Below are 19,225 nucleotides of genomic sequence, written 5' to 3'. Positions count from 1 at the left end.
GGGGGTGACGTGTCAGGTCGTACGGCGGCTGCCGAAGGCGACCGCGAGCAGCCCGCCGAGACCCGCCAGTACCCACGGCACCGGCAGCAGCCAGCGCAGGTCGTCGACGTGGACCAGGTCGGAGACGATCGCCGCCCACACCGCCACGAACCCGAGGAAGGCGATGCCCATCACCAGGTGGGTGATGTTGAGCGGGTGCCGGCCCCCCGGCTCCTGGACCGGCCCCTCGGGGGCGAAGGGGTCGGTGGACACGTCGGTGCCTGCGTCGTACCCGTGCTCGGTCATCGGATCGCTCCTTCGCTGGTGACCACGATCTCGCCGACGCCGATGCCGACGTCGAGGCTGATCCTGGGCTGGTCGTCGTCGTTGCTGCTGGAGGCCGAGGCGCTGGCGCCGATCCCGCCGCGGTCCACGGAGTCGAAGAGCTCCACCCGGCCCGGGCCTCCGACGCTGGCGTCGACGTCGGCGGCCAGGCCGTCCGGCAGCAGCACCTCGATGCGTCCCACGCCACCGGAGACGTCCACGTCGCGGCCGTCCAGGGCGTCGAGGTCGTCGACCTCACGCAGGTCCAGGAGCAGCTCGCCGGTGTTCATCTCGTAGGTGCGCTGCAGCTCGGTCGGGGTGATCGGGACGATCTCGAGGCGATCGCCGCGGAACTCCTCGGTGGCCATGCTCCCGGCCATCCAGCCGGCCGCCACCAGGCCCAGCGCGATGAGCCCGCCGGCCCGGCCGTAGAAGGCGCCGACCACGAGCATGGTGGCGACGATCCCCAGGGCCAGCGCCGGGTAGGCGCTCTCCACGACCTGCGCACCGGCCAGGTCGACGATGCCGAGCACGCCGAGACAGAGGGCGATCAGCGCGCAGGTGAGCCAGAAGAGCAGGGGGCCGCGCTTGTGCGGGTCCCGGGGCCTGGTCAGCGGGGGCCGCGCCGGGAGCGGGGGTCCGCCGTAGGTCTCGGCATAGCTCGGGGCGTAGCCCACGGCCGGGTCCACCGGGTCCACCGGGTCCACCGGGTCCACCGGGGAGGCCGGCGCGACCGGATCGAGCGGCGCCGTGCCCGGCGCCGGGCCCGCGGTCGGCGGGGGAGTGCCGGCGTACGGCGTCGGCGCGGGCCGCCGCGTCTGGTCGCGGAAGAAGAAGTACCAGACCGCGAGCGCGACCAGGGCCAGCGGCCACGGGAACCAGTAGAGGTTCCAGGTGTCGCCGAGCAGCAGGACGGCGGCCAGCACTCCGGCCCCGATCACGGCGATCCCGCGACTGCGCTCGTCGAGATGCAGCGGCGCCTCGCTCGCGCCGTCCTCGGGGAGAAGGAGCCACAGGGCGCCGTAGAGCACCAGGCCGGAACCGCCGAAGAAGACCAGCACCACGAAGGCGATGCGGACCAGCAGCGGGTCGATGTCGAGGTGCCGGGCGAGTCCGGCGGCGACGCCGGCGATCTTGCGGTCGACCGGGCGACGGAGGCGGTTGACGTCTCGCACCTGCTCGCTGGTCACGCGTGGCCCGGGGGCGTTCGACGGCTCACCGCGCGGGGGTGTCGGTCCGGTGGCCCGGGTGTCGGGTCCTGAGGTCTCGTCCATGTGCTCCACCCTGCTCTGCTCCACGCGTGCCCGCCATCGGGGGAGACCCTGGCCCGGCCCGGACCCGACCCGACCGATCTCGGGGTCGTGTCGGGGGCTGACCTCATGGTCGCCGGGGTGCCGGCCTGAGACGATGGTGCTCTCATGACCACCTCCGGCATCCTCCCACCCGGCCCCGAGACGTGGCCGGAGCCCCGCCGCGCCACCCGGGACTCCGAGGAGCTCGTCCTGGGCGGGGTCGCCTCGGGGCTCGCGCGCCATCTGGCCGTGCCCGTGCTCTGGGTCCGGGCCGCCTTCGTGGCGGCGACCGCGCTCGGTGGTCTGGGCGTCGCCATGTATGCCGCGATGTGGCTCTTCCTGCCCTCGGACGCCCGGTTCGAGACCGCCGCGCCCGGGGTGGAGGGCGCCACCCGGACGGGCCGGCGTCCGGGCCGGGTGGCCCGGTTCACCGACGTCGGACCGGCGATCGCGCTGGGGGCGCTGGGCCTCGGCATGGTGCTGGTGCTCCAGGCGTTCGTCGGGACGGGCGGCGCCCTGTGGCCCCTGGTGCTCGCCGTCGCGGGGGTGGCCCTGCTGTGGCGGCAGGCCGACGAGGCGCAGCGCGAGCGCTGGCTCGACACCACCGGCCGGCTCGGACCGGTGCGGGCGGTCTTCGGCCGGGGGACCCTGGCCTCCTACCTGCGCCTGGTGGCCGGGGCGGGTCTGGTGGCCGGGGCGATCACCCTGTTCGCGGTGAGCAACGAGGGCTTCGCCCAGGTGCGCGAGGTGGGCCTGGCGGCGCTCCTGGGCATCGTCGGGCTCGCGGTGGTGCTCGGGCCCTGGATCCTCCGGCTCGCCTCCGACCTGGGGGCGGAGCGGGCCGAGCGGATCCGTACCCAGGAGCGCGCCGACATGGCCGCCCACCTGCACGACTCGGTGCTGCAGACGCTCGCGCTGATCCAGAAGAACGCCGACGACGGGGCCACCGTGGCCCGGCTCGCGCGGGCCCAGGAGCGCGAGCTGCGAGCCTGGCTCTACGCCGGGGAGGCGACCGACGCCGACACCCTGCTGGGCGCGATCCGTCAGGCGGCGGCCCGGGTGGAGGACGAGCACGGCGCGGTCGTCGACGTGGTGACCGTCGGCGAGGACGTGCCCCTGACCGAGGCTCTCCGGCCGCTGGTGCTGGCGATGCGCGAGGCGGTGGTCAACGCCGCCCGGCACGCCGGCACCGGCCGGGTCGACGTCTACGCCGAGGTCGGGCGGGAGGCCGTGGAGGTCTTCGTGCGCGACCGCGGCGCCGGCTTCGACCTCACGGGGGTGCCGGAGGACCGCCTCGGCGTGCGAGGGAGCATCATGGACCGGATGGAGCGGCACGGCGGCACCGCCGAGGTGCGGTCCGCGCCCGGCGACGGCACCGAGGTGCGGCTGCGGATGCCGCTCGAGGAGGCATAGGTGGAGCAGAGCAGGACCAGGGTCGTGGTCGTCGACGACCATGCGATGTTCCGGGCCGGGGTGCGCGCCGAGCTCGCCTCCGCGGGGGCCGCGACGGTCGACGTGGTCGCAGAGGCGGCGGACGTGGACCAGGCGGTCCAGGCGATCCAGGAGCACCGGCCCGACGTCGTCCTCCTCGACGTCCACCTGCCCGGCGGTGGGGGAGTCCAGGTGATGCGCCGGATCGCGGCGGCGCCCGTGGCGGCCCCGGCCACCCAGTTCCTGGCGCTGAGCGTGAGCGACGCGGCCGAGGACGTGATCGGCACCATCCGTGGCGGGGCCCGGGGCTACGTGACCAAGACGATCACCGGCCCCGAGCTGGTCGACGCGATCCGCCGGATCGCGGAGGGCGACGCGGTCTTCTCCCCGCGCCTGGCCGGCTTCGTGCTGGACGCCTTCGCCGGGTCGATCGAGGTCGCGGCGGTCGACGAGGACCTGGACCGGCTCACCGAGCGCGAGCGCGAGGTGATGCGGCTGATCGCCCGGGGCTACGCCTACAAGGAGGTGGCCCGCGAGCTCTTCATCTCGATCAAGACGGTGGAGACCCACATGTCCTCGGTGCTGCGCAAGCTCCAGCTCTCCTCGCGCCACGAGCTGACCCGCTGGGCCTCCGAGCGACGCCTGCTCTGAGCGCCCGCGTCACGTTTCGCGGCGGCGGTGAGGGGGAACGCCAGGCAGGTGAACGACTCAGGGACGACGAGCCCGCCGGCGGCCGACCAGGACGACGACTCCGGGCTCAAGCGGTCCATCACCGGCCGCCTGCTCTTCTTCTACGTCCTCGGCGACGTCCTCGGCTCCGGCATCTACGTCCTCATCGGACAGGTCGCCGGCGTGGTGGGCGGTGCGTTCTGGATCGCCTTCGCGGTGGGCGTCTCGGTCGCCGCGATCACCGGGCTCGCCTACGCCGAGCTCGCCACGAAGTACCCCCAGGCGGCGGGCGCCGCGCTCTACGTCAACAAGGCCTTCGGCAACCGGGCGCTGACCTTCCTCATCACGGTCAGCTTCCTCTCCGCCAGCTTCGCCGCCGCCGGCTCGCTGGCCACCGGCTTCGCGCAGTACTTCGGCGAGCTCTGGGCGTTCCCGCCCACGCTGGTCGTCGCGCTCGTCTTCCTGCTGGTGCTCACGGTCATCAACTTCCTGGGCATCACCGAGTCGGTGGTCGCCAACATGGTCATGACCTTCATCGAGGTCGCCGGGCTGATCATCATCGTCGGCATCGGGATCTGGTACGTCGCCCAGGGCGACGCGGACTTCGGGGTGCTCACCGAGTTCGACACCCGGGACGGCGACAACGCGATCTTCGCGATCGTGGCGGGCGTCGCGCTGGCCTTCTTCTCCATGACGGGCTTCGAGAACGCCGTCAACGTCGCCGAGGAGACGGTGGCGCCGGAGAAGTCCTTCCCCCGCGCGCTGATCGGGGGCATGGTGGCCGCCGGTGTGATCTACGTGCTGGTCTCGATCGCCGCCGCGCTGACCGTGGGGGCCTCCACCCTCGCGGACTCCGAGGTGGCTCTTCTCGAGGTGGTGGAAGCCGACCTGGTCCCGGTCCCCGTCGGCTTCCTGACGGTGCTGTTCACCATCATCGCGTGCATCGCGATCACCAACACCACGCTCGTCGCGGTCGTCACGCAGCCGCGCATCCTCTACGGGATGGCCAACGAGGACGTCGTGCCCCGGGTCTTCGGCCGCATCCACGCCGCGCGCCGAAGCCCCTGGGTCGGTCTCATCTTCTCGGCGCTCGTCCTGGTGCTGCTGCTGGTGATCGGCACCTGGGTCACCGAGGTGACCGACGGCGGGCTCGACCTCGTCGGCCGCCTGGCCACGGTGACGGTCGTCTTCCTGCTCTTCATCTACGCCCTGGTCATCACCGCCGCCCTCAAGCTCGGCGACCAGGACGCCCACGAGCGCACCTTCCACGCCAACCGCCCCCTGCTGGTGGTCGGGCTGGTCGGCAACCTGGTGCTGCTCGTCTACGTGATCTGGGACGATCCCTCCTCGCTGCTGTGGTGTGCGGCACTCGTGGCGGTGGGCTTCGTCCTCTATGTGGTGCAGTATGTGGTCAGCCGGAGAAAGGCAGCCTGAGATGCATGTTGTCGTCGCCACCGACGGGTCCAAGCAGTCGCTGGCTGCGGCCCGCCACCTGAAGTCGTTCGCCGACCCGGCCAAGATCACGGTCATCACCGTGGTCGCCGTGGTCCGTCCCCTGGCGGCGGTGCCGTTCGCCGACGACCTGCACGGCTCCGAGCGGGTCGGGGCGGCGGAGTCCGCGTCCTTCCGGACGGCCGCCGAGCGCGCGGTCGCCGCGGTCGCGGAGGTCTTCGACGGCTGGGGCCCCAAGGTGCAGCGCCGGATCCGCAGCGGCTCCCCGGCCAACGAGATCCTCAAGCTGGCCAAGCAGGTCGACGCCGGCCTGGTCGTGGTGGCCAGCGGCAGCCGCGGGATCAGCGACACCGTGCTGGTGGGCAGCACCGCGCAGCGCGTCCAGCAGTACGCGCCCTGCCCGGTGCTCGTGGTGCGTCCGGCGCCGCGGCCGCGGCGCGGCCGGAAGGCCTGAGGCCGCCGTCCGCGCTGGGCCCGCCCACGGCGTGGGCGGCCTGAGGCCGCCGTCCCCGCTGGGCCCGCCCACGGCGTGGGCGGCCTGAGGCACTACCCTTCGCCGCATGGAGATCCTGCGTCTGGTCCTGCTCCTCATCCACATCCTGGGCTTCGCCGCTCTGCTCGGCGGGCTGCTGGTGCAGCTCTCCGACGGGGAGAAGCGCGTCAACAGGCTGATGCGCGACGGGATCGGCACCGCCTTCGTCAGCGGCGTGCTCCTGGTCGGCGTCCTGGAGTCGGTGGGTGACCCCGACCACATGAAGATCGGCGTCAAGTTCGCGATCACCCTCCTGCTCCTGGTGCTGGTGATGGCCAACATGCGCAAGCCCCGCATCCCGGACGGCCTCTTCTACGGGCTGCTCGCGCTCACGGTGATCAACATCGCGGTGGCGATCTTCTGGAGCCCGGTGCACGCGGCCTGACCCGTCGGTGCCGCCACGTAGGGTGGCACCGAGATGAGCAGCCCCTTCACCCTTCCCGGACTCGAACACCCCCAGCAGCCCGAGCGCCCCGCGGGCGGTCCGCCCGGCGGCCGCCGCGGCCCCAGTGCCGAAGAGCTGCTGGAGGGCCTCAACGAGCCCCAGCGCCAGGCCGTCGTGCACGAGGGCGCGCCCTTGCTGGTGGTGGCCGGGGCGGGCTCCGGCAAGACCCGGGTGCTGGCCAGGCGGATCGCCTGGCTGGTGGCCCAGCGCGGGGTGCACCCCGGCTCGATCCTGGCGATCACCTTCACCAACAAGGCCGCCGCCGAGATGAAGGAGCGGGTCGAGGACCTGGTCGGCAAGCGCGCCCGGATGATGTGGGTCTCCACCTTCCACTCCGCCTGCGTCCGGATCCTGCGCAAGGAGATCGAGCGCATCGGCTACAAGTCCGGCTTCTCGATCTACGACGCGGCCGACTCCAAGCGCCTGGTCACCCTGGTGCTGCGCGACCTCGAGCTCGACCCGAAGCGGTACCAGCCGGGCGCGGTCCTCAACTGGATCTCCGACCAGAAGAACGACCTGCGCGACCCCGACGAGGCGGCGAAGGAGACGCGGAACGGCTTCGAGGAGACCTATGCCTCGATCTACGCGCTCTACCAGCGTCGGCTGAGCGAGGCCAACGCGCTGGACTTCGACGACATCCTGATGCTCACCGTCCACATCCTCCAGGCCTTCCCGGAGGTGCGGGAGACCTACCGGCGGCGGTTCCGGCACGTGCTCGTCGACGAGTACCAGGACACCAACCACGCGCAGTACGCGCTGATCCACCAGCTCTGCGCCCACGACCCCGAGGAGATCGGCAGCACCCCCGCCGCCGAGCGGGTGGAGCCGGCGGAGCTGATGGTGGTCGGCGACGCCGACCAGTCGATCTACGCCTTCCGGGGCGCCAACATCCGCAACATCCTCGACTTCGAGCAGGACTTCCCCGACGCCACCTCGATCCTGCTCGAGCAGAACTACCGCTCCACCCAGACGATCCTGACCACCGCCAACGCGGTCATCGGCAACAACAAGGGACGCAAGCCCAAGCGCCTGTGGACCGACGCCGGCGAGGGGGAGCGGATCGTCGGCTACGTGGCCGACGACGAGCACGACGAGGCCCGGTTCGTCTCCGACGAGATCGACCGGCTGGTCGACGGCGGCCTGCGGGCCGGCGACGTCGCGGTCTTCTACCGCACCAACGCCCAGTCGCGGGTCTTCGAGGAGATCTTCATCCGCACCGGGCAGCCCTACAAGGTGGTCGGGGGAGTGCGCTTCTACGAGCGCAAGGAGGTGCGCGACGCGCTGGCCTACCTGCGGCTGCTGGTCAACCCCGCCGACGAGATCTCGCTGCGCCGCATCCTCAACACCCCCAAGCGCGGCATCGGTGACCGCGCCGAGGCGTGTGTCGCGGCGCTGGCCCAACGTGACGGGCTCACCTTCTGGGAGGCGCTGACCCGGGCCGACGAGGCGCCCGGCCTGGCCACTCGCTCCCTGCGCAGCATCACCTCCTTCGTGGGGGTGATCGAGGAGCTGATGTCGATGGTCGACGCCGGCGAGCGGGCCGACGTGGTGCTCGAGTCGGTGCTGGAGCGCTCGGGCTACCTCGCCGAGCTGGAGGCCTCCGACGACCCCCAGGACGCCACCCGGGTGGAGAACCTCGCCGAGCTCGTGGCCGTGGCCCGGGAGTTCGCCGAGGACCCGGTGGCCGCGCCGTCCGCCGATCCCACCGACGTGGAGGCGGGCACCGTCGCCCCCGGGCTCGCTGACTTCCTCGAGCGCGTCGCCCTGGTCGCCGACAGCGACCAGATCCCCGAGAGCCCCGAGGAGCAGGAGCAGGGAGTGGTGACGCTGATGACCCTGCACACCGCCAAGGGCCTGGAGTTCCCGGTGGTCTTCCTCACCGGCATGGAGGACGGCGTCTTCCCGCACATGCGCTCCCTCGGCGACCAGACCGAGCTCGAGGAGGAGCGCCGGCTGGCCTACGTCGGCATCACCCGGGCCCGGGAGCGGCTCTACATCTCACGCGCCGTCGTCCGCTCGGCCTGGGGAGCGCCCTCGCACAACCCGGCCTCCCGGTTCCTCGACGAGCTCCCCGTCGACCTGGTCGACTGGCGCCGCACCGAGGCGGCCCAGACCAGGTGGTCGCGTCCGGACTTGGCGTCGGGGTCCCCGGCCGGCCTGGGAGCGCCCACGGCCGCGGGTCGCCGCAACTTCTCCTCGGCAGCGTTGCGTGCCGACGCGGCCTCGAAGGCCCGGCCCTCGCGGCCGATCCCGTCCCTGTCGCCGGGCGACCGGGTGGCACACGACTCGTTCGGCCTGGGCACCGTGGTGAGCGTCGAGGGCGCGGCCGAGAAGTCGGTGGCGTCGATCGACTTCGGGTCCGAGGGCGTCAAGCGGCTGCTGCTGCGCTACGCCCCGGTGGAGAAGCTCTAGCCGAGGGCGGCCGGCCGGGGGGCCGAGCCCGCGGGCCGAGGGTCCGTCCGCCGCGGCGTCAGGGACGCAGGCCGTGCTCGAGCAGGCTCGAGTACGGGTCGACCGGGTTCGAGCCGCCGGGGCGGATCTCCAGGTGGAGGTGCGGACCGGTCGAGTTGCCGGTGCTGCCGACGGTGCCGATGACCTGGCCGCCGGTGACCTTGGTGCCGACGCTGACGTTCATGCTGGTCTGGTGGCAGTACCAGACCTCGGTGCCGTCCTCCAGGGTGAGCACGGTCTTGTTGCCGTAGGAGCCGTCGTAGCCGACCTCGGTGATCGTCCCGTTGGCGACCGCGCGCAGCGGCGTGCCGGAGGGAGCGGCGAAGTCGAGGCCGGTGTGGGTGGTCGACCACAGGCTGCTCGACATCCCGAAGGTGGCGGAGAGGCGGTAGCCCTCCACCGGCATGACCCACTGGTTGGCCTCGATCTTGGCCGCCTGCCGGTCGGCCTGGACCGAGAGGCTCTCCAGCGTCTTCGAGCGCTGGGCGGCGGCCTTCTCGGCCTTGGCGACCAGCTTGGCCTCGACGCGCTCGGCGGCCTCGAGCCGGTTGGAGTCGCGGCTGACGACACCGGTGCGCTCCTCGAGGATCTCCTCGTCGACCGCGAAGCCGGCGGCGGAGGCCGCGGCGGCGACCTCGGAGGTGGTGCTGTGCGAGGCCTCGGTCAGCGACGGACCGGCGGTGAGGGCGCCGCCGGCCGAGACGGCCAGCGCGGCCACCCCGGCCAGGATCGGCGCGGAGGGCAGGGCCTTGAGGAAGGAGCCGCGGGTGTCGGCGGCGCTGGAGCGGGCGGCCCGGCGCTTCCCGGTGGCGGGGCTCAGGATCTCGGTCGAGCTGGAGGCGGAGGCGACGCGGACCGGCCCGGGCCGGCTGGCGGCGACGGCCGGGGTGCGCTCGACCTCGCTGCGCGAGACACGCGCCCGGCGGGCGGGCTTGGCGGCGGAGAGGGACCGGGGTGCCCGGGCGGCGCGCTTGGGCTCGGGTCGTGCGGCGCGCTTGCCGGCGACGGGCGTCGAGCCGGTGCGCGGCTCCGAGGCCGGGACCTCGGAGCGGAGCGGCGTGCTCGCCTGGGGCGCGGGGGCCGAGTGGCGGGTGACAAGGGGCTTGCGCGGTGCGCGAACCTCCGAGGTTGCGCGGCGGGTGCCGCGCTCAGCTCGGTGGTTTCCCATCTAGGTTTACCTCGCAAAGTAGGGGGTACAACTGGCCAGTAGCCGGACAACTCGGGCGACTGTACCGGATCTTCGGCCCCTGCCGGAATGCCCAGGTCTCCCAGTGTGGAACAACTTTGCTGGGCGCGCGGCATAACCGCAGGACAGGGCGGGTTCGCCGGTCCAGACCAGCCCGTGGCGGTGGGGACAATCACACCCGGCGCCCGCTCAGCGGGCCTCCGCGTAGCGCCGCAGAGCCTCCTCGCGCTCGGCCGCGTGGTCGACGATCCGGAGCGGGTAGCCGTGGTCGAGGCCACCCTCGTGACGCCACGGCTCGTGCGCGGCGGCGCCGGGCAGGTGGGCCAGCTCGGGCACCCACCGGCGCACGTAGACGCCGTCCGGGTCGAAGCGGAGCCCCTGGGCGACGGGGTTGAATACCCGGAAGTAGGGGGAGGCGTCGGTGCCGGTGCCCGCCACCCACTGCCACCCGTGGTTGTTGGAGGCGAGGTCGGCGTCGGCGAGGTGGTCCAGGAAGAACCGGGCACCGACCGGCCACCACACGTGCAGGTCCTTGGTCAGGAAGCTGGCGGTCACCATCCGCAGCCGGTTGTGCATCCACCCCTCCTCGCGCAGCTGGCGCATGCCGGCGTCGACGAAGGGGAAGCCGGTGGTGCCGGTGCGCCAGGCCTCGACCGCGTCCTCCTCGTGGGAGTAGCGCAGGCCGCTCAGCGCCGGGCGGAGGTCCGCCCAGGCCGAGTCGGGCCGGTGGTGGAGCACGTCGGCGTAGAACTCCCGCCACCCCAGCTCGGTGACGAAGCGCTGGGCGCCGGGCCCGCCCTGACCCGCGAGGTCGGCGAGCAGCGAGCGCGGATGCAGGGCGCCCACGCTCAGCCACGGGGAGAGGCGCGAGGTGGCGTCGCGGTCGGGGCGGTCGCGGTCGCGGTCGTAGTCCTCGAGCAGGTCGTCGCGGAACCGGCGCCACCGGCGCCAGGCGGCCTCCTCCCCGGCGGTGGGCAGCCGGGCCGGTGCCGCGGCGGCCTCACGCAGCAGGCGCAGCGCCTCCGGGTCGGAGGGTGCCGCCACCAGTTGCGGTGCCCGGGGTGTCGGGGCCGGGTCGGGCCGGGGCGCCGCGCGCCACGCGCGCGCCCAGGGGGTGAAGACCTGGTAGGGGCTCCCCGCCTGGTTGCGCACCAGGCCCGGCCCCACGAGGTAGGGGGAGCCCGAGGGGCGCCACTGCGCCACACCCTGCTCGGCCAGCGCCCGCTCCGCCGCGCGGTCCCGGCGGGCGCCGTACGGCGTGGTCTCGGCCGAGACGTGCACCGAGGTCGCCGCCACCTCCTCGACCAGCCGGGGCAGCACCACGGCGGGGTCCCCGAGGCGGACCACCAGGCCGCCGCCCAGTCGCTCGTCCAGAGCCCGGAGACTGCGGGCCAGCCACGCGCGGCGCAGCGGCGAGGCCTGTGCCCACAGGCGGGGGTCGACCACGAAGGCGGGAAGGGTTGGCCCGGCCGTCGTGGAGGCCAGGAGTGCGGGGTGGTCGCGGGTGCGGAGGTCCCGCCGGAACCACGTCACTGCGCCCATGCGCCCACGCTATCGACGGGTCGGCTGGCCGGGGCCTGATCACTGTGCGTCCATGGCCGGACCCGGACTCGGGCCTGAGCGGTGCTGAGGTCTATGGTGCCCGAAGGAATCCCCGGACTGTCAATGAGAAAAAAAGGACTGGGTGGATGTCAGACCTGATGGAGTACCAGGCGAAGGAGCTCTTCGCCAAGCACGGTGTCACCACGACCCTCGGTGTCGTCGTGGAGTCGGCCGACGAGGCCAGGGCCGCTGCTGAGCAGATGGGTGGCGTCACCGTCATCAAGGCCCAGGTCAAGGCCGGCGGCCGTGGCAAGGCCGGCGGGGTGAAGCTGGCCAAGACCCCCGACGAGGCGCAGCATCACGCCGCCAACATCCTCGGGATGGAGATCAAGGGCCTCACGGTCAACCGGGTCCTGGTGACCCCGGCGACCCCGCCGGTGGAGGAGTACTACTTCTCCTTCCTGCTGGACCGCGCCAACCGCTCGCACCTGTGCATCGCGTCCGTCGAGGGTGGTGTGGAGATCGAGGAGGTCGCCAAGACCAACCCCGAGGCCGTGCGCCAGATCCCGATCGACGCCCTGGAGGGCGTGACCCCGGAGAAGGCCGCCGCGATCGTCGACGAGGCGAAGTTCCCCGCCGAGCTGCGCGACCAGGCCATCGAGATGGTCCAGGCGCTGTGGAAGGTCTACGTCGAGGAGGACGCGACGCTGGTCGAGGTCAACCCGCTGGCCCGTCTCGAGGGCGACAAGCTCGAGGCGCTCGACGGCAAGGTCTCGCTCGACGAGAACGCCGAGTTCCGCCACGAGGACCACGCCGCGTTCACCATCCGCGACGAGGAGGACCCGCTCGAGGCGAAGGCCAAGGACAAGGGCCTCAACTACGTCAAGCTCGACGGCCAGGTCGGCATCATCGGCAACGGCGCGGGCCTGGTCATGTCGACCCTCGACGTGGTCGCCTACGCCGGCGAGGCCCACGGCAACGTGACCCCGGCCAACTTCCTCGACATCGGGGGCGGCGCCAACGCCCAGGTGATGGCCGACGGCCTCGACGTGATCCTCCACGACCCCCAGGTCAAGAGCGTCTTCGTCAACGTCTTCGGCGGCATCACCGCGTGCGACGAGGTCGCCAACGGGATCGTCGGCGCCCTGGAGATCCTCGGTGACGAGGCCACCAAGCCGCTGGTCGTCCGTCTCGACGGCAACAACGTCGAGGAGGGGCGCCGCATCCTCAACGAGGCGAACCACCCGCTGGTGACCCTCGTCGACACCATGGACGGCGCGGCCGACAAGGCCGCCGAGCTGGCCAACACCGACAAGCACAGCGCCTGAGACGGAGCACGAACACATGTCTATCTACCTGAACAAGGACTCCAAGATCATCGTCCAGGGCATGACGGGCGGGATGGGCTCCAAGCACACCACCCTCATGGTCGAGGCCGGGTCCAACATCGTGGGCGGTGTGAACGCCCGCAAGGCCGGCACCTCCGTCGAGCTGGCCGGCAAGGAGCTGCCCGTCTTCGGCAGCGTCGCGGAGGCCATGAAGGAGACCGGCGCCGACGTGTCGGTCGTCTTCGTCCCCCCGGCCTTCACCAAGGACGCCTGCATCGAGGCCATCGACGCCGGCATCGGCCTGCTGGTCGTCATCACCGAGGGCGTCCCGGTGCAGGACACCGCGGAGGTCTTCGCCTACCTCGAGGGCAAGTCCACCCGGATGATCGGCCCCAACTGCCCCGGCATCATCACGCCGGAGGAGTCGCTGGCCGGCATCACGCCGCACACCATCGCGGGCAAGGGTCCGATCGGTCTCGTCTCGAAGTCCGGCACCCTGACCTACCAGATGATGTACGAGCTCAAGGACTACGGCTTCACCACCGCGATCGGCATCGGTGGCGACCCGATCATCGGCACCACCCACATCGACGCCCTCGAGGCCTTCGAGAACGACCCGGAGACCAAGGCGATCGTGATGATCGGCGAGATCGGCGGCGACGCCGAGGAGCGGGCGGCCGCCTACATCAAGGAGCACGTCACCAAGCCGGTCGTCGGCTACGTGGCCGGCTTCACCGCCCCGGAGGGCAAGACGATGGGCCACGCCGGCGCCATCGTCTCCGGCTCCTCGGGCACCGCCCAGGCCAAGAAGGAGGCCCTGGAGGCGGCCGGAGTCAAGGTCGGCAAGACCCCCTCGGAGACCGCCGCGCTGATGCGGGAGATCCTCAAGAGCCTCTGAGGCCCCGCGCGCACGCGCACCGCGAGACGCCCCGACCACCCACCGGTGGTCGGGGCGTCTCGTCGTCAGCCCTGCTTCTCGAAGCGGGGCAGCCGCTCCAGCGCTCGCGTGGCGAGCCAGACGAAGTCGTCACGCGCCATGGTGCGGTCCCGCGCGGGGGTGAAGCCCACCTGGGCGACCTTGTCGCCGTGGCGCATGACCGCCATCAGGAACTCCACCGACTGCGCGTCGGAGATCGCCAGCTCCAGGCGCCACACCGTGAGGTCGACCTTCTTCCCGTCGCGGTTGTAGAGGCGGGAGACCTCGGTCCCGAAGCCCTCCTGGGCGCACCGGGCCAACCGGGAGCGGACCTGGTCGACGAAGGCCCGGCCCACCTTCGGCGACCGCGCCGTCGCGGCCGTCTCGGTGAGCCCGAACTCGTCGGTCCGGTTGCCCCGCGGGAAGAGGAAGGTACGGGTCTGGCTGTCCCGCAGTCCCTTGGCCTGGAAGTCGGCGCGGTCGCAGCGGGTGGAGGCCGCGTTGCTCCCGGCCGGCTTCGGGGTGGTGCCGACCCAGGGGCCGACGGCGCCGGAGACCGGGGGGAGGTCGGACTCGGTGAGCATCCCCGGGGCCACCGCCGAGACGGGGACCTTGGCGGGGCGGGCCCGTGGCGGGGAGGCGCAGGCGCCGGTGCCGGGCAGGCCGCACCCGGCGTTCACCGCGGCCGCGAGCAGCTGGGCGGTCGGGCGGGTGGCGCGGCGCACCCCAGGGACCCGGGTGGCGACGGTGGTCAGCACCTGGCCGGAGCGGGCGACGCCGACCTGCAGGGTGCGGGTCGGGCCCGACCACTGGCGCAGGGTGTAGAGGCGGGCCTCGTCACCGACCCGGCGCAGGTCGTGGACGGCGAGCAGCTGGGTCCGCGGCGCCGTGCAGGCCCCCATCCATCCCTGGACGGTGCGGAAGGCCTCGGCGGCCGCCTCGGGGGTGGCCGAGAGGTCGACCACCTCGGTGGCGGTGGCGGTGACCTTCGGCTCGGCGCGCTTCTTCCGGTTCTTCTTGCCGCGGGCCGCCTTGGGCCGGGTGCTGCCCTCGAAGGACCGGACCAGGGTGCCGAGGCCCTCGGGGTCGGCGTACCGGGCCCCCTGGCACGGCAGCACCAGCCCGTCGCCGTCCCGGTTGTCGTGGGTGGAGGTCTCGGTCCACTTCAGTCCCCGGCTGACCCGCCGCACCTGCTCGGGCCGCAGCAGCACCTCCTCGGTCAGGGTGGGAGCGACCTCCTCGGCCTGGACCTGGGTGGCCCGGCGCTCGAAGCCCTGGTCGCCGAGGCTGGCGTCGACCGTGTCGCCCTGGGCCACGACCACCCCGCTGGCCACCACCGCGACCACGGTGGCGGCCACCCCGACCAGGGTGTGGGTACGGCGCCGGGCGGTCCCGGCCCGCCGCAACGCGGTGCTGCGCGGCCAGCGTCCGCCCGCGGTGAAGGTCGCCAGCGCCTCGAGGTGCTCCTCGACCTCCGGCCCCCGGCAGTCCCGGGCCTCGGCGAAGGCCGCGGTGCCCTCGGTCAGGAGCCGGCGCGCGGTGTCCTGGGGGACACCGACCTCGCGGGCGATCTCCGGCATCGGCAGGCCCGGCAGGTCGGCCAGCACCAGGACCTTGCGCTGGGCCGTGGAGAGCGTCGACAGCGCATCGAGGGTCGCGGCGACCTCGGCGGGCACGTCCTTCTCCTTGTGCCACGGTCGGGCGGTGTGCCGGTGCCGGGCCCGGCGCCAGACCAGCGGCCGCAGCCACGCCTCCTTGTCGGCCAGCGTGCGAACCTTGTGCCAGTGGTGCCAGGCGACGGCGAAGGCGTCGCGGACGGCGGTCCGCGACACGTGCAGGTCGCCGGTCAGTGCGTAGGCCTCGGCAAGGAGGCGGTCGCGCACGTCCTTGTAGAGGTCGTCGAAGTCGTTCGCTTGCGTCATGGCGGTTCCAAGGTACGTGAGGGGTGGAGGCCACGCAGCGGTCTCCGGCATTCGTCGCGCTCGCCGCCGCGGGCCCGCGGTGCCCAGGTGCGGGGACGGCGTGCCTGCGCCCGGGGGCAGGTCGCGGGGGAGATGATGGCAGCGCCATGACCTCGTTGCTGTCCTCCACCGCGTCCGGGGCACGAGCGGCCTCCCAGGAGACGCCGCCCGGGCCGCGCCGCCGACCGGTCCTGGTGCTCGCGCTGCTCGCGGGGGTGCTGGCCGCCGGGCTGGTCCTGGCCGCCTGCGTCGTGCTGGCCCTGCTCGGCTGGTTCCTGAGCGACCTCGGTGCCCACGGGGAGCCGCGGGCCGCCCTGGCCGTGGGCGCCGGCGGCTGGCTGGTCGCCCACGGCTCCGGCGTCGTCGTGCGCGGCGCCCCGGTGACGCTGGTCCCGCTGGGGCTGACGCTGCTGGCGCTGTGGAGCGTCTGGCGCAGCGGGTACCGGCTCGGCGAGCGGCTGTGGGGCCACGGTCCCGACGCCCACGGCATCGACGACGGACAGCGCGACTGGACCGTGCCGGTCGCGGTCCTCGGCTTCGGCCTCGGATACTCCGCGGTCGCCCTCGGGCTGGGCGGCGTCCTCGGCGAGGAGCTCGCCTCCGCCCAGGGCCCGGTGCTGACGTGGGTGGCCGGCCTCACCGTGCTCGTCGCGGCGCCGGCGGTGGCCGCCGGCTCCGGCCGGGCCGCGGTCTGGGGCTCGGCGCTCTCCCCGGTGCTGCGCCACACCCTCATCACCGCCAGGTCGGCGGTGCTGCTGCACCTGCTGGTCGCCGCACTGCTGCTGCTCGCCGCGCTCGCCCTGGACCTCGGCGAGGCGGCCAACATGGTCGAGCAGCTGGGCACGTCGCCGGGCGAGACCGTGCTGCTGGTCCTGGCCTGTCTCGCCCTGCTGCCCAACGCCGTGCTCTGCGCGAGCGCCTTCCTGGCCGGCCCCGGCTTCGCGGTGGGCGGCGGCACCCTGGTCTCCCCGGCGGCGGTGGCGCTGGGGCCCCTGCCGATCCTGCCGCTCCTGGCCGCCCTGCCCGACGAGGGCACTGTGCTGCCGGGGGCCGCGGCGATCATGCTCGTCCCGGCCGCCGTGGCGGCGGCCGCCGCCGTGCGCACCCAGCGCCGGCGTCCCGCCCTGCGCTGGGACCACGGTGCGCTGCGCGGCTGCGGCGGTGGCCTGCTCGCCGGCGTCGTGCTCACCGCCCTGACGTCGCTGGCCGGGGGAGCGGCGGGCCCGGGCCGGATGCGGTTCGTGGGGCCGTTCACCTCCGAGGTGCTCGTCCACCTGGTCACCGCGATGGGCGTCGGCGGCCTGGTCGGGGGGCTGGCGATCACCTGGTGGCAGCGGCACACCTCGGTGCCGGCTGACGATGCGGACGAGGCCGACCGGGGTCACTAGACTCCCCGCGTGTCCAGCCTCCCCGCTCCCGCCCGGCTCGTCGTCCTCGTCTCCGGCGCGGGGACCAACCTGCAGGCCCTCCTCGACGCCTGCGCCGACCCGTCCTTCGGGGCCCGGGTCGTCGGCGTCGGCTCCGACCGCCCGGACGCCGAGGGGCTCGCCCGCGCCGAGCGCCACGGGGTGCCGACCTTCGTCAAGGAGCTGAGCCGGTTCGAGTCCCGCGAGACCTGGGACCACGCCATGGCCCGGGCGGTGGCCGGCTTCGAGCCCGACCTGGTGGTGCTGGCCGGCTTCATGCGGCTGCTGAGCGAGGAGTTCCTGGCCCTCTTCCCCGGGCGGGTCGTCAACACCCACCCCGCTCTCTCCCCGTCGTTCCCGGGCGTCCGTGGCCCGGCCGACGCCCTCGAGTACGGCGTCAAGGTGACCGGCTGCACCCTCTTCGTGGTCGACGGCGGGGTCGACACCGGCCCGATCATCGCCCAGCGGGTGGTCCCGGTCGAGGACGGCGACGACCCGGCGTCGCTGCACGAGCGGATCAAGACCGCCGAGCGCGCGATGCTCGTCGAGGCCGTGGGCCGGATCGCCCGCGAGGGTCTGTCCGTGCAGGGGCGCAAGGTGCGCTTCGGCTCCGCGGCGTCGTAGGGTTGGGGCACACGACTGGCGCAGGTGGGACACCACCAGGGAGTGACGTCGCGCGGCATCGAACGCCTGGGTGCCCCGGAGGATCGTCCGTCCCCTGCCGAGGAGAGTCACCGTGTCCGACCGCATCCCGCTCCGCCGAGCGCTCGTCTCCGTCTATGACAAGACCGGCCTGGAGGCCCTCGTCCGGGGCCTGCACGACGCCGGCGTCGCCCTGGTCTCCACGGGCGGCTCGGCCGCGCTGATCGAGGGCCTCGGCCTGCCGGTCACCCGCGTCGAGGACCTGACCGGCTTCCCCGAGTGCCTGGACGGCCGGGTCAAGACCCTGCACCCCCGGGTGCACGCCGGGATCCTCGCCGACCGCCGGCTCGAGAGCCACGTCGCCCAGCTCGAGGAGCTGGAGGTCGAGCCCTTCGACCTGGTCGTCTGCAACCTCTACCCCTTCGCCCAGACGGTCGCCTCCGGTGCCGGCCCCGACGAGTGCGTGGAGCAGATCGACATCGGCGGGCCCTCGATGGTCCGGGCCGCGGCCAAGAACCACCCCTCGGTGGCCATCGTGACCTCCCCGGAGCGCTACGACGAGGTCCTCACCGCGGCCTCGGAGGGCGGCTTCACCTTCGCGCAGCGGCAGCGCCTCGCCGCGGAGGCCTTCGTGCACACCGCCTCCTACGACGTCGCGGTCGCCTCCTGGATGGGCAACGTGCTGACCGACACCAGCGACGGCACCGGCTTCCCCGCGTGGACCGGGGCGACCTGGCAGAAGCAGGCGGTGCTGCGCTACGGCGAGAACCCGCACCAGGCGGCCGCCCTCTACGCCGACGGCCACGTGGTCGAGCCCGGGCTGGCGCAGGCCCGGCAGCTGCACGGCAAGGAGATGTCCTACAACAACTACGTCGACGCGGACGCCGCGCGCCGCGCCGCCTACGACTTCGCCGGTCCGGCCGTGGCGATCATCAAGCACGCCAACCCCTGCGGCCTCGCGGTCGGGGACGACGTGGCCGCCGCACACCGCAAGGCCCACGCCTGCGACCCGGTCTCCGCCTTCGGGGGGGTGATCGCCACCAACGTGCCGGTCTCGGTCGAGATGGCGCGCCAGGTCTCCGAGGTCTTCACCGAGGTCGTGGTGGCGCCCGGCTACGAGGAGGGCGCGGTAGAGCTGCTGAGCACCAAGCGCAACATCCGTCTTCTCGAGTGCGACCCGCCCGGCCGCACGGGCGTGGAGAGCCGGCCCATCTCCGGCGGGCTCCTGGTACAGCACCGCGACCTGGTCGACGCCGTCGTCGAGGGCGGCGGGGACGACCCGTCCGACTGGCGCCTGGTCGCCGGCGAGCCCGCGACGCCGGAGATGCTCGCCGACCTGGAGTTCGCCTGGCGGGCCTGCCGCTCGGTGAAGTCCAACGCGATCCTGCTGGCCGCCGGTGGCGCCTCGGTCGGGGTGGGGATGGGCCAGGTCAACCGGGTCGACTCCTGCAAGTTGGCCGTCGAGCGCGCCGGCGACCGGGCCGCGGGCTCCGTGGCGGCCTCCGACGCCTTCTTCCCCTTCGCCGACGGACCGCAGATCCTGGTCGAGGCCGGGGTGCGGGCGATCGTGGCCCCGGGGGGCTCGGTCCGCGACCCGGAGGTGGTGGAGGCGCTCGCCGCAGCAGGGGTGACGACGTACTTCACCGGCACCCGCCACTTCTTCCACTGA

At 73.3% G+C, this 19,225-nt stretch carries 16 protein-coding genes and 1 riboswitch; of the genes, 11 read left to right on the top strand and 5 right to left on the bottom strand.

Annotated elements, in window-relative coordinates:
* Window positions 1–12: 12 nt before the first annotated feature.
* The gene (locus AC4BG9_RS01690) at window positions 13–285 is read right to left on the bottom strand and encodes a hypothetical protein (RefSeq protein ID WP_490569351.1); all 273 of its coding nucleotides are present in this window, start codon (window positions 283–285) and stop codon (window positions 13–15) included.
* Window positions 282–1,577 (bottom strand): PspC domain-containing protein, encoded by a 1,296-nt coding sequence (locus tag AC4BG9_RS01685; RefSeq protein ID WP_490569350.1) that lies wholly within the window; start codon window positions 1,575–1,577, stop codon window positions 282–284. Before AC4BG9_RS01685 ends, AC4BG9_RS01690 begins: the two co-directional genes overlap by 4 nt.
* A gap of 144 nt (window positions 1,578–1,721) precedes the next feature.
* Between AC4BG9_RS01685 and AC4BG9_RS01680 the strand changes: the two genes are divergently transcribed.
* From AC4BG9_RS01680 to pcrA, 6 genes are all read left to right on the top strand, one after another.
* Entirely contained in the window at window positions 1,722–3,008 is a 1,287-nt protein-coding gene (locus tag AC4BG9_RS01680) for an ATP-binding protein (RefSeq protein WP_490569349.1), read from the top strand.
* Window positions 3,009–3,677 (top strand): response regulator, encoded by a 669-nt coding sequence (locus AC4BG9_RS01675; RefSeq protein WP_490569348.1) that lies wholly within the window; start codon window positions 3,009–3,011, stop codon window positions 3,675–3,677.
* A gap of 48 nt (window positions 3,678–3,725) precedes the next feature.
* Window positions 3,726–5,129, top strand: a complete 1,404-nt coding sequence (locus tag AC4BG9_RS01670) for an APC family permease (RefSeq protein ID WP_490569347.1) — start codon at window positions 3,726–3,728, stop codon at window positions 5,127–5,129.
* 1 nt (window position 5,130) lies between these two features.
* Window positions 5,131–5,601, top strand: coding sequence for a universal stress protein (locus AC4BG9_RS01665; RefSeq protein ID WP_490569346.1), 471 nt, complete (start codon window positions 5,131–5,133; stop codon window positions 5,599–5,601).
* 106 nt (window positions 5,602–5,707) lie between these two features.
* Window positions 5,708–6,064 (top strand): hypothetical protein, encoded by a 357-nt coding sequence (locus tag AC4BG9_RS01660; protein ID WP_490569345.1) that lies wholly within the window; start codon window positions 5,708–5,710, stop codon window positions 6,062–6,064.
* A 33-nt stretch (window positions 6,065–6,097) separates the two neighbouring features.
* Window positions 6,098–8,536, top strand: a complete 2,439-nt coding sequence (gene pcrA / locus AC4BG9_RS01655; RefSeq protein WP_490569344.1) for a DNA helicase PcrA — start codon at window positions 6,098–6,100, stop codon at window positions 8,534–8,536.
* 58 nt (window positions 8,537–8,594) lie between these two features.
* Here pcrA and AC4BG9_RS01650 read toward each other — a convergent pair whose 3' ends face one another.
* Window positions 8,595–9,743 carry a M23 family metallopeptidase gene (locus AC4BG9_RS01650; protein WP_490569343.1) on the bottom strand — a complete coding sequence of 383 codons (1,149 nt, stop codon included), beginning with the start codon at window positions 9,741–9,743 and terminating at the stop codon, window positions 8,595–8,597.
* Window positions 9,744–9,950: 207 nt separating this feature from the next.
* Window positions 9,951–11,303: a cryptochrome/photolyase family protein gene (locus tag AC4BG9_RS01645; RefSeq protein WP_490569342.1), complete on the bottom strand. Its 1,353-nt coding sequence runs from the start codon at window positions 11,301–11,303 to the stop codon at window positions 9,951–9,953.
* Window positions 11,304–11,449: 146 nt separating this feature from the next.
* Here AC4BG9_RS01645 and sucC point away from each other — a divergent pair, with 146 nt between their 5' ends.
* Entirely contained in the window at window positions 11,450–12,631 is a 1,182-nt protein-coding gene (sucC, locus tag AC4BG9_RS01640; RefSeq protein ID WP_490569341.1) for an ADP-forming succinate--CoA ligase subunit beta, read from the top strand.
* 16 nt (window positions 12,632–12,647) lie between these two features.
* Window positions 12,648–13,529 carry a succinate--CoA ligase subunit alpha gene (gene sucD / locus AC4BG9_RS01635; protein ID WP_490569340.1) on the top strand — a complete coding sequence of 294 codons (882 nt, stop codon included), beginning with the start codon at window positions 12,648–12,650 and terminating at the stop codon, window positions 13,527–13,529.
* 65 nt (window positions 13,530–13,594) lie between these two features.
* Here the strand turns inward: sucD and AC4BG9_RS01630 are convergent, their stop codons facing one another.
* Window positions 13,595–15,469, bottom strand: coding sequence for an RNA polymerase sigma factor (locus AC4BG9_RS01630; RefSeq protein WP_490569339.1), 1,875 nt, complete (start codon window positions 15,467–15,469; stop codon window positions 13,595–13,597).
* A 146-nt stretch (window positions 15,470–15,615) separates the two neighbouring features.
* On the opposite strand from AC4BG9_RS01630, the gene AC4BG9_RS01625 reads away from it, so the two are divergent.
* The 3 genes from AC4BG9_RS01625 (at window position 15,616) to purH (ending at window position 19,225) form a co-directional block, all read left to right on the top strand.
* Complete coding sequence (locus AC4BG9_RS01625) at window positions 15,616–16,896, top strand: cell division protein PerM (RefSeq protein ID WP_490569338.1); 1,281 nt, start codon at window positions 15,616–15,618, stop codon at window positions 16,894–16,896.
* Between the two features lie 9 nt (window positions 16,897–16,905).
* On the top strand, window positions 16,906–17,538 hold the full coding sequence (gene purN / locus AC4BG9_RS01620) for a phosphoribosylglycinamide formyltransferase (RefSeq protein WP_490569337.1): 633 nt from the start codon (window positions 16,906–16,908) through the stop codon (window positions 17,536–17,538).
* 2 nt (window positions 17,539–17,540) lie between these two features.
* A riboswitch (ZMP/ZTP riboswitch) is annotated at window positions 17,541–17,617 on the top strand.
* Between the two features lie 33 nt (window positions 17,618–17,650).
* Window positions 17,651–19,225 (top strand): bifunctional phosphoribosylaminoimidazolecarboxamide formyltransferase/IMP cyclohydrolase, encoded by a 1,575-nt coding sequence (purH, locus tag AC4BG9_RS01615; RefSeq protein WP_490569336.1) that lies wholly within the window; start codon window positions 17,651–17,653, stop codon window positions 19,223–19,225.

It is taken from the genome of Nocardioides sp. Z40_12 (assembly GCF_058215795.1).
The sequence above is the reverse complement of the archived record's forward strand: the minus strand, read 5'-3'. Positions and strand labels throughout refer to the sequence as shown.

Bases quoted from the DNA above. Each gene is read 5' to 3' on its own strand.
- sucC (WP_490569341.1), top strand. From the start codon at position 11,450: ATGTCAGACCTGATGGAGTACCAGGCGAAGGAGCTCTTCGCCAAGCAC.
- AC4BG9_RS01630 (WP_490569339.1), bottom strand. From the start codon at position 15,469: ATGACGCAAGCGAACGACTTCGACGACCTCTACAAGGACGTGCGCGAC.
- AC4BG9_RS01625 (WP_490569338.1), top strand. From the start codon at position 15,616: ATGACCTCGTTGCTGTCCTCCACCGCGTCCGGGGCACGAGCGGCCTCC.
- AC4BG9_RS01650 (WP_490569343.1), bottom strand. From the start codon at position 9,743: ATGGGAAACCACCGAGCTGAGCGCGGCACCCGCCGCGCAACCTCGGAG.
- AC4BG9_RS01680 (WP_490569349.1), top strand. From the start codon at position 1,722: ATGACCACCTCCGGCATCCTCCCACCCGGCCCCGAGACGTGGCCGGAG.
- sucD (WP_490569340.1), top strand. From the start codon at position 12,648: ATGTCTATCTACCTGAACAAGGACTCCAAGATCATCGTCCAGGGCATG.
- pcrA (WP_490569344.1), top strand. From the start codon at position 6,098: ATGAGCAGCCCCTTCACCCTTCCCGGACTCGAACACCCCCAGCAGCCC.
- AC4BG9_RS01665 (WP_490569346.1), top strand. From the start codon at position 5,131: ATGCATGTTGTCGTCGCCACCGACGGGTCCAAGCAGTCGCTGGCTGCG.
- AC4BG9_RS01660 (WP_490569345.1), top strand. From the start codon at position 5,708: ATGGAGATCCTGCGTCTGGTCCTGCTCCTCATCCACATCCTGGGCTTC.
- AC4BG9_RS01690 (WP_490569351.1), bottom strand. From the start codon at position 285: ATGACCGAGCACGGGTACGACGCAGGCACCGACGTGTCCACCGACCCC.
- AC4BG9_RS01685 (WP_490569350.1), bottom strand. From the start codon at position 1,577: ATGGACGAGACCTCAGGACCCGACACCCGGGCCACCGGACCGACACCC.
- AC4BG9_RS01645 (WP_490569342.1), bottom strand. From the start codon at position 11,303: ATGGGCGCAGTGACGTGGTTCCGGCGGGACCTCCGCACCCGCGACCAC.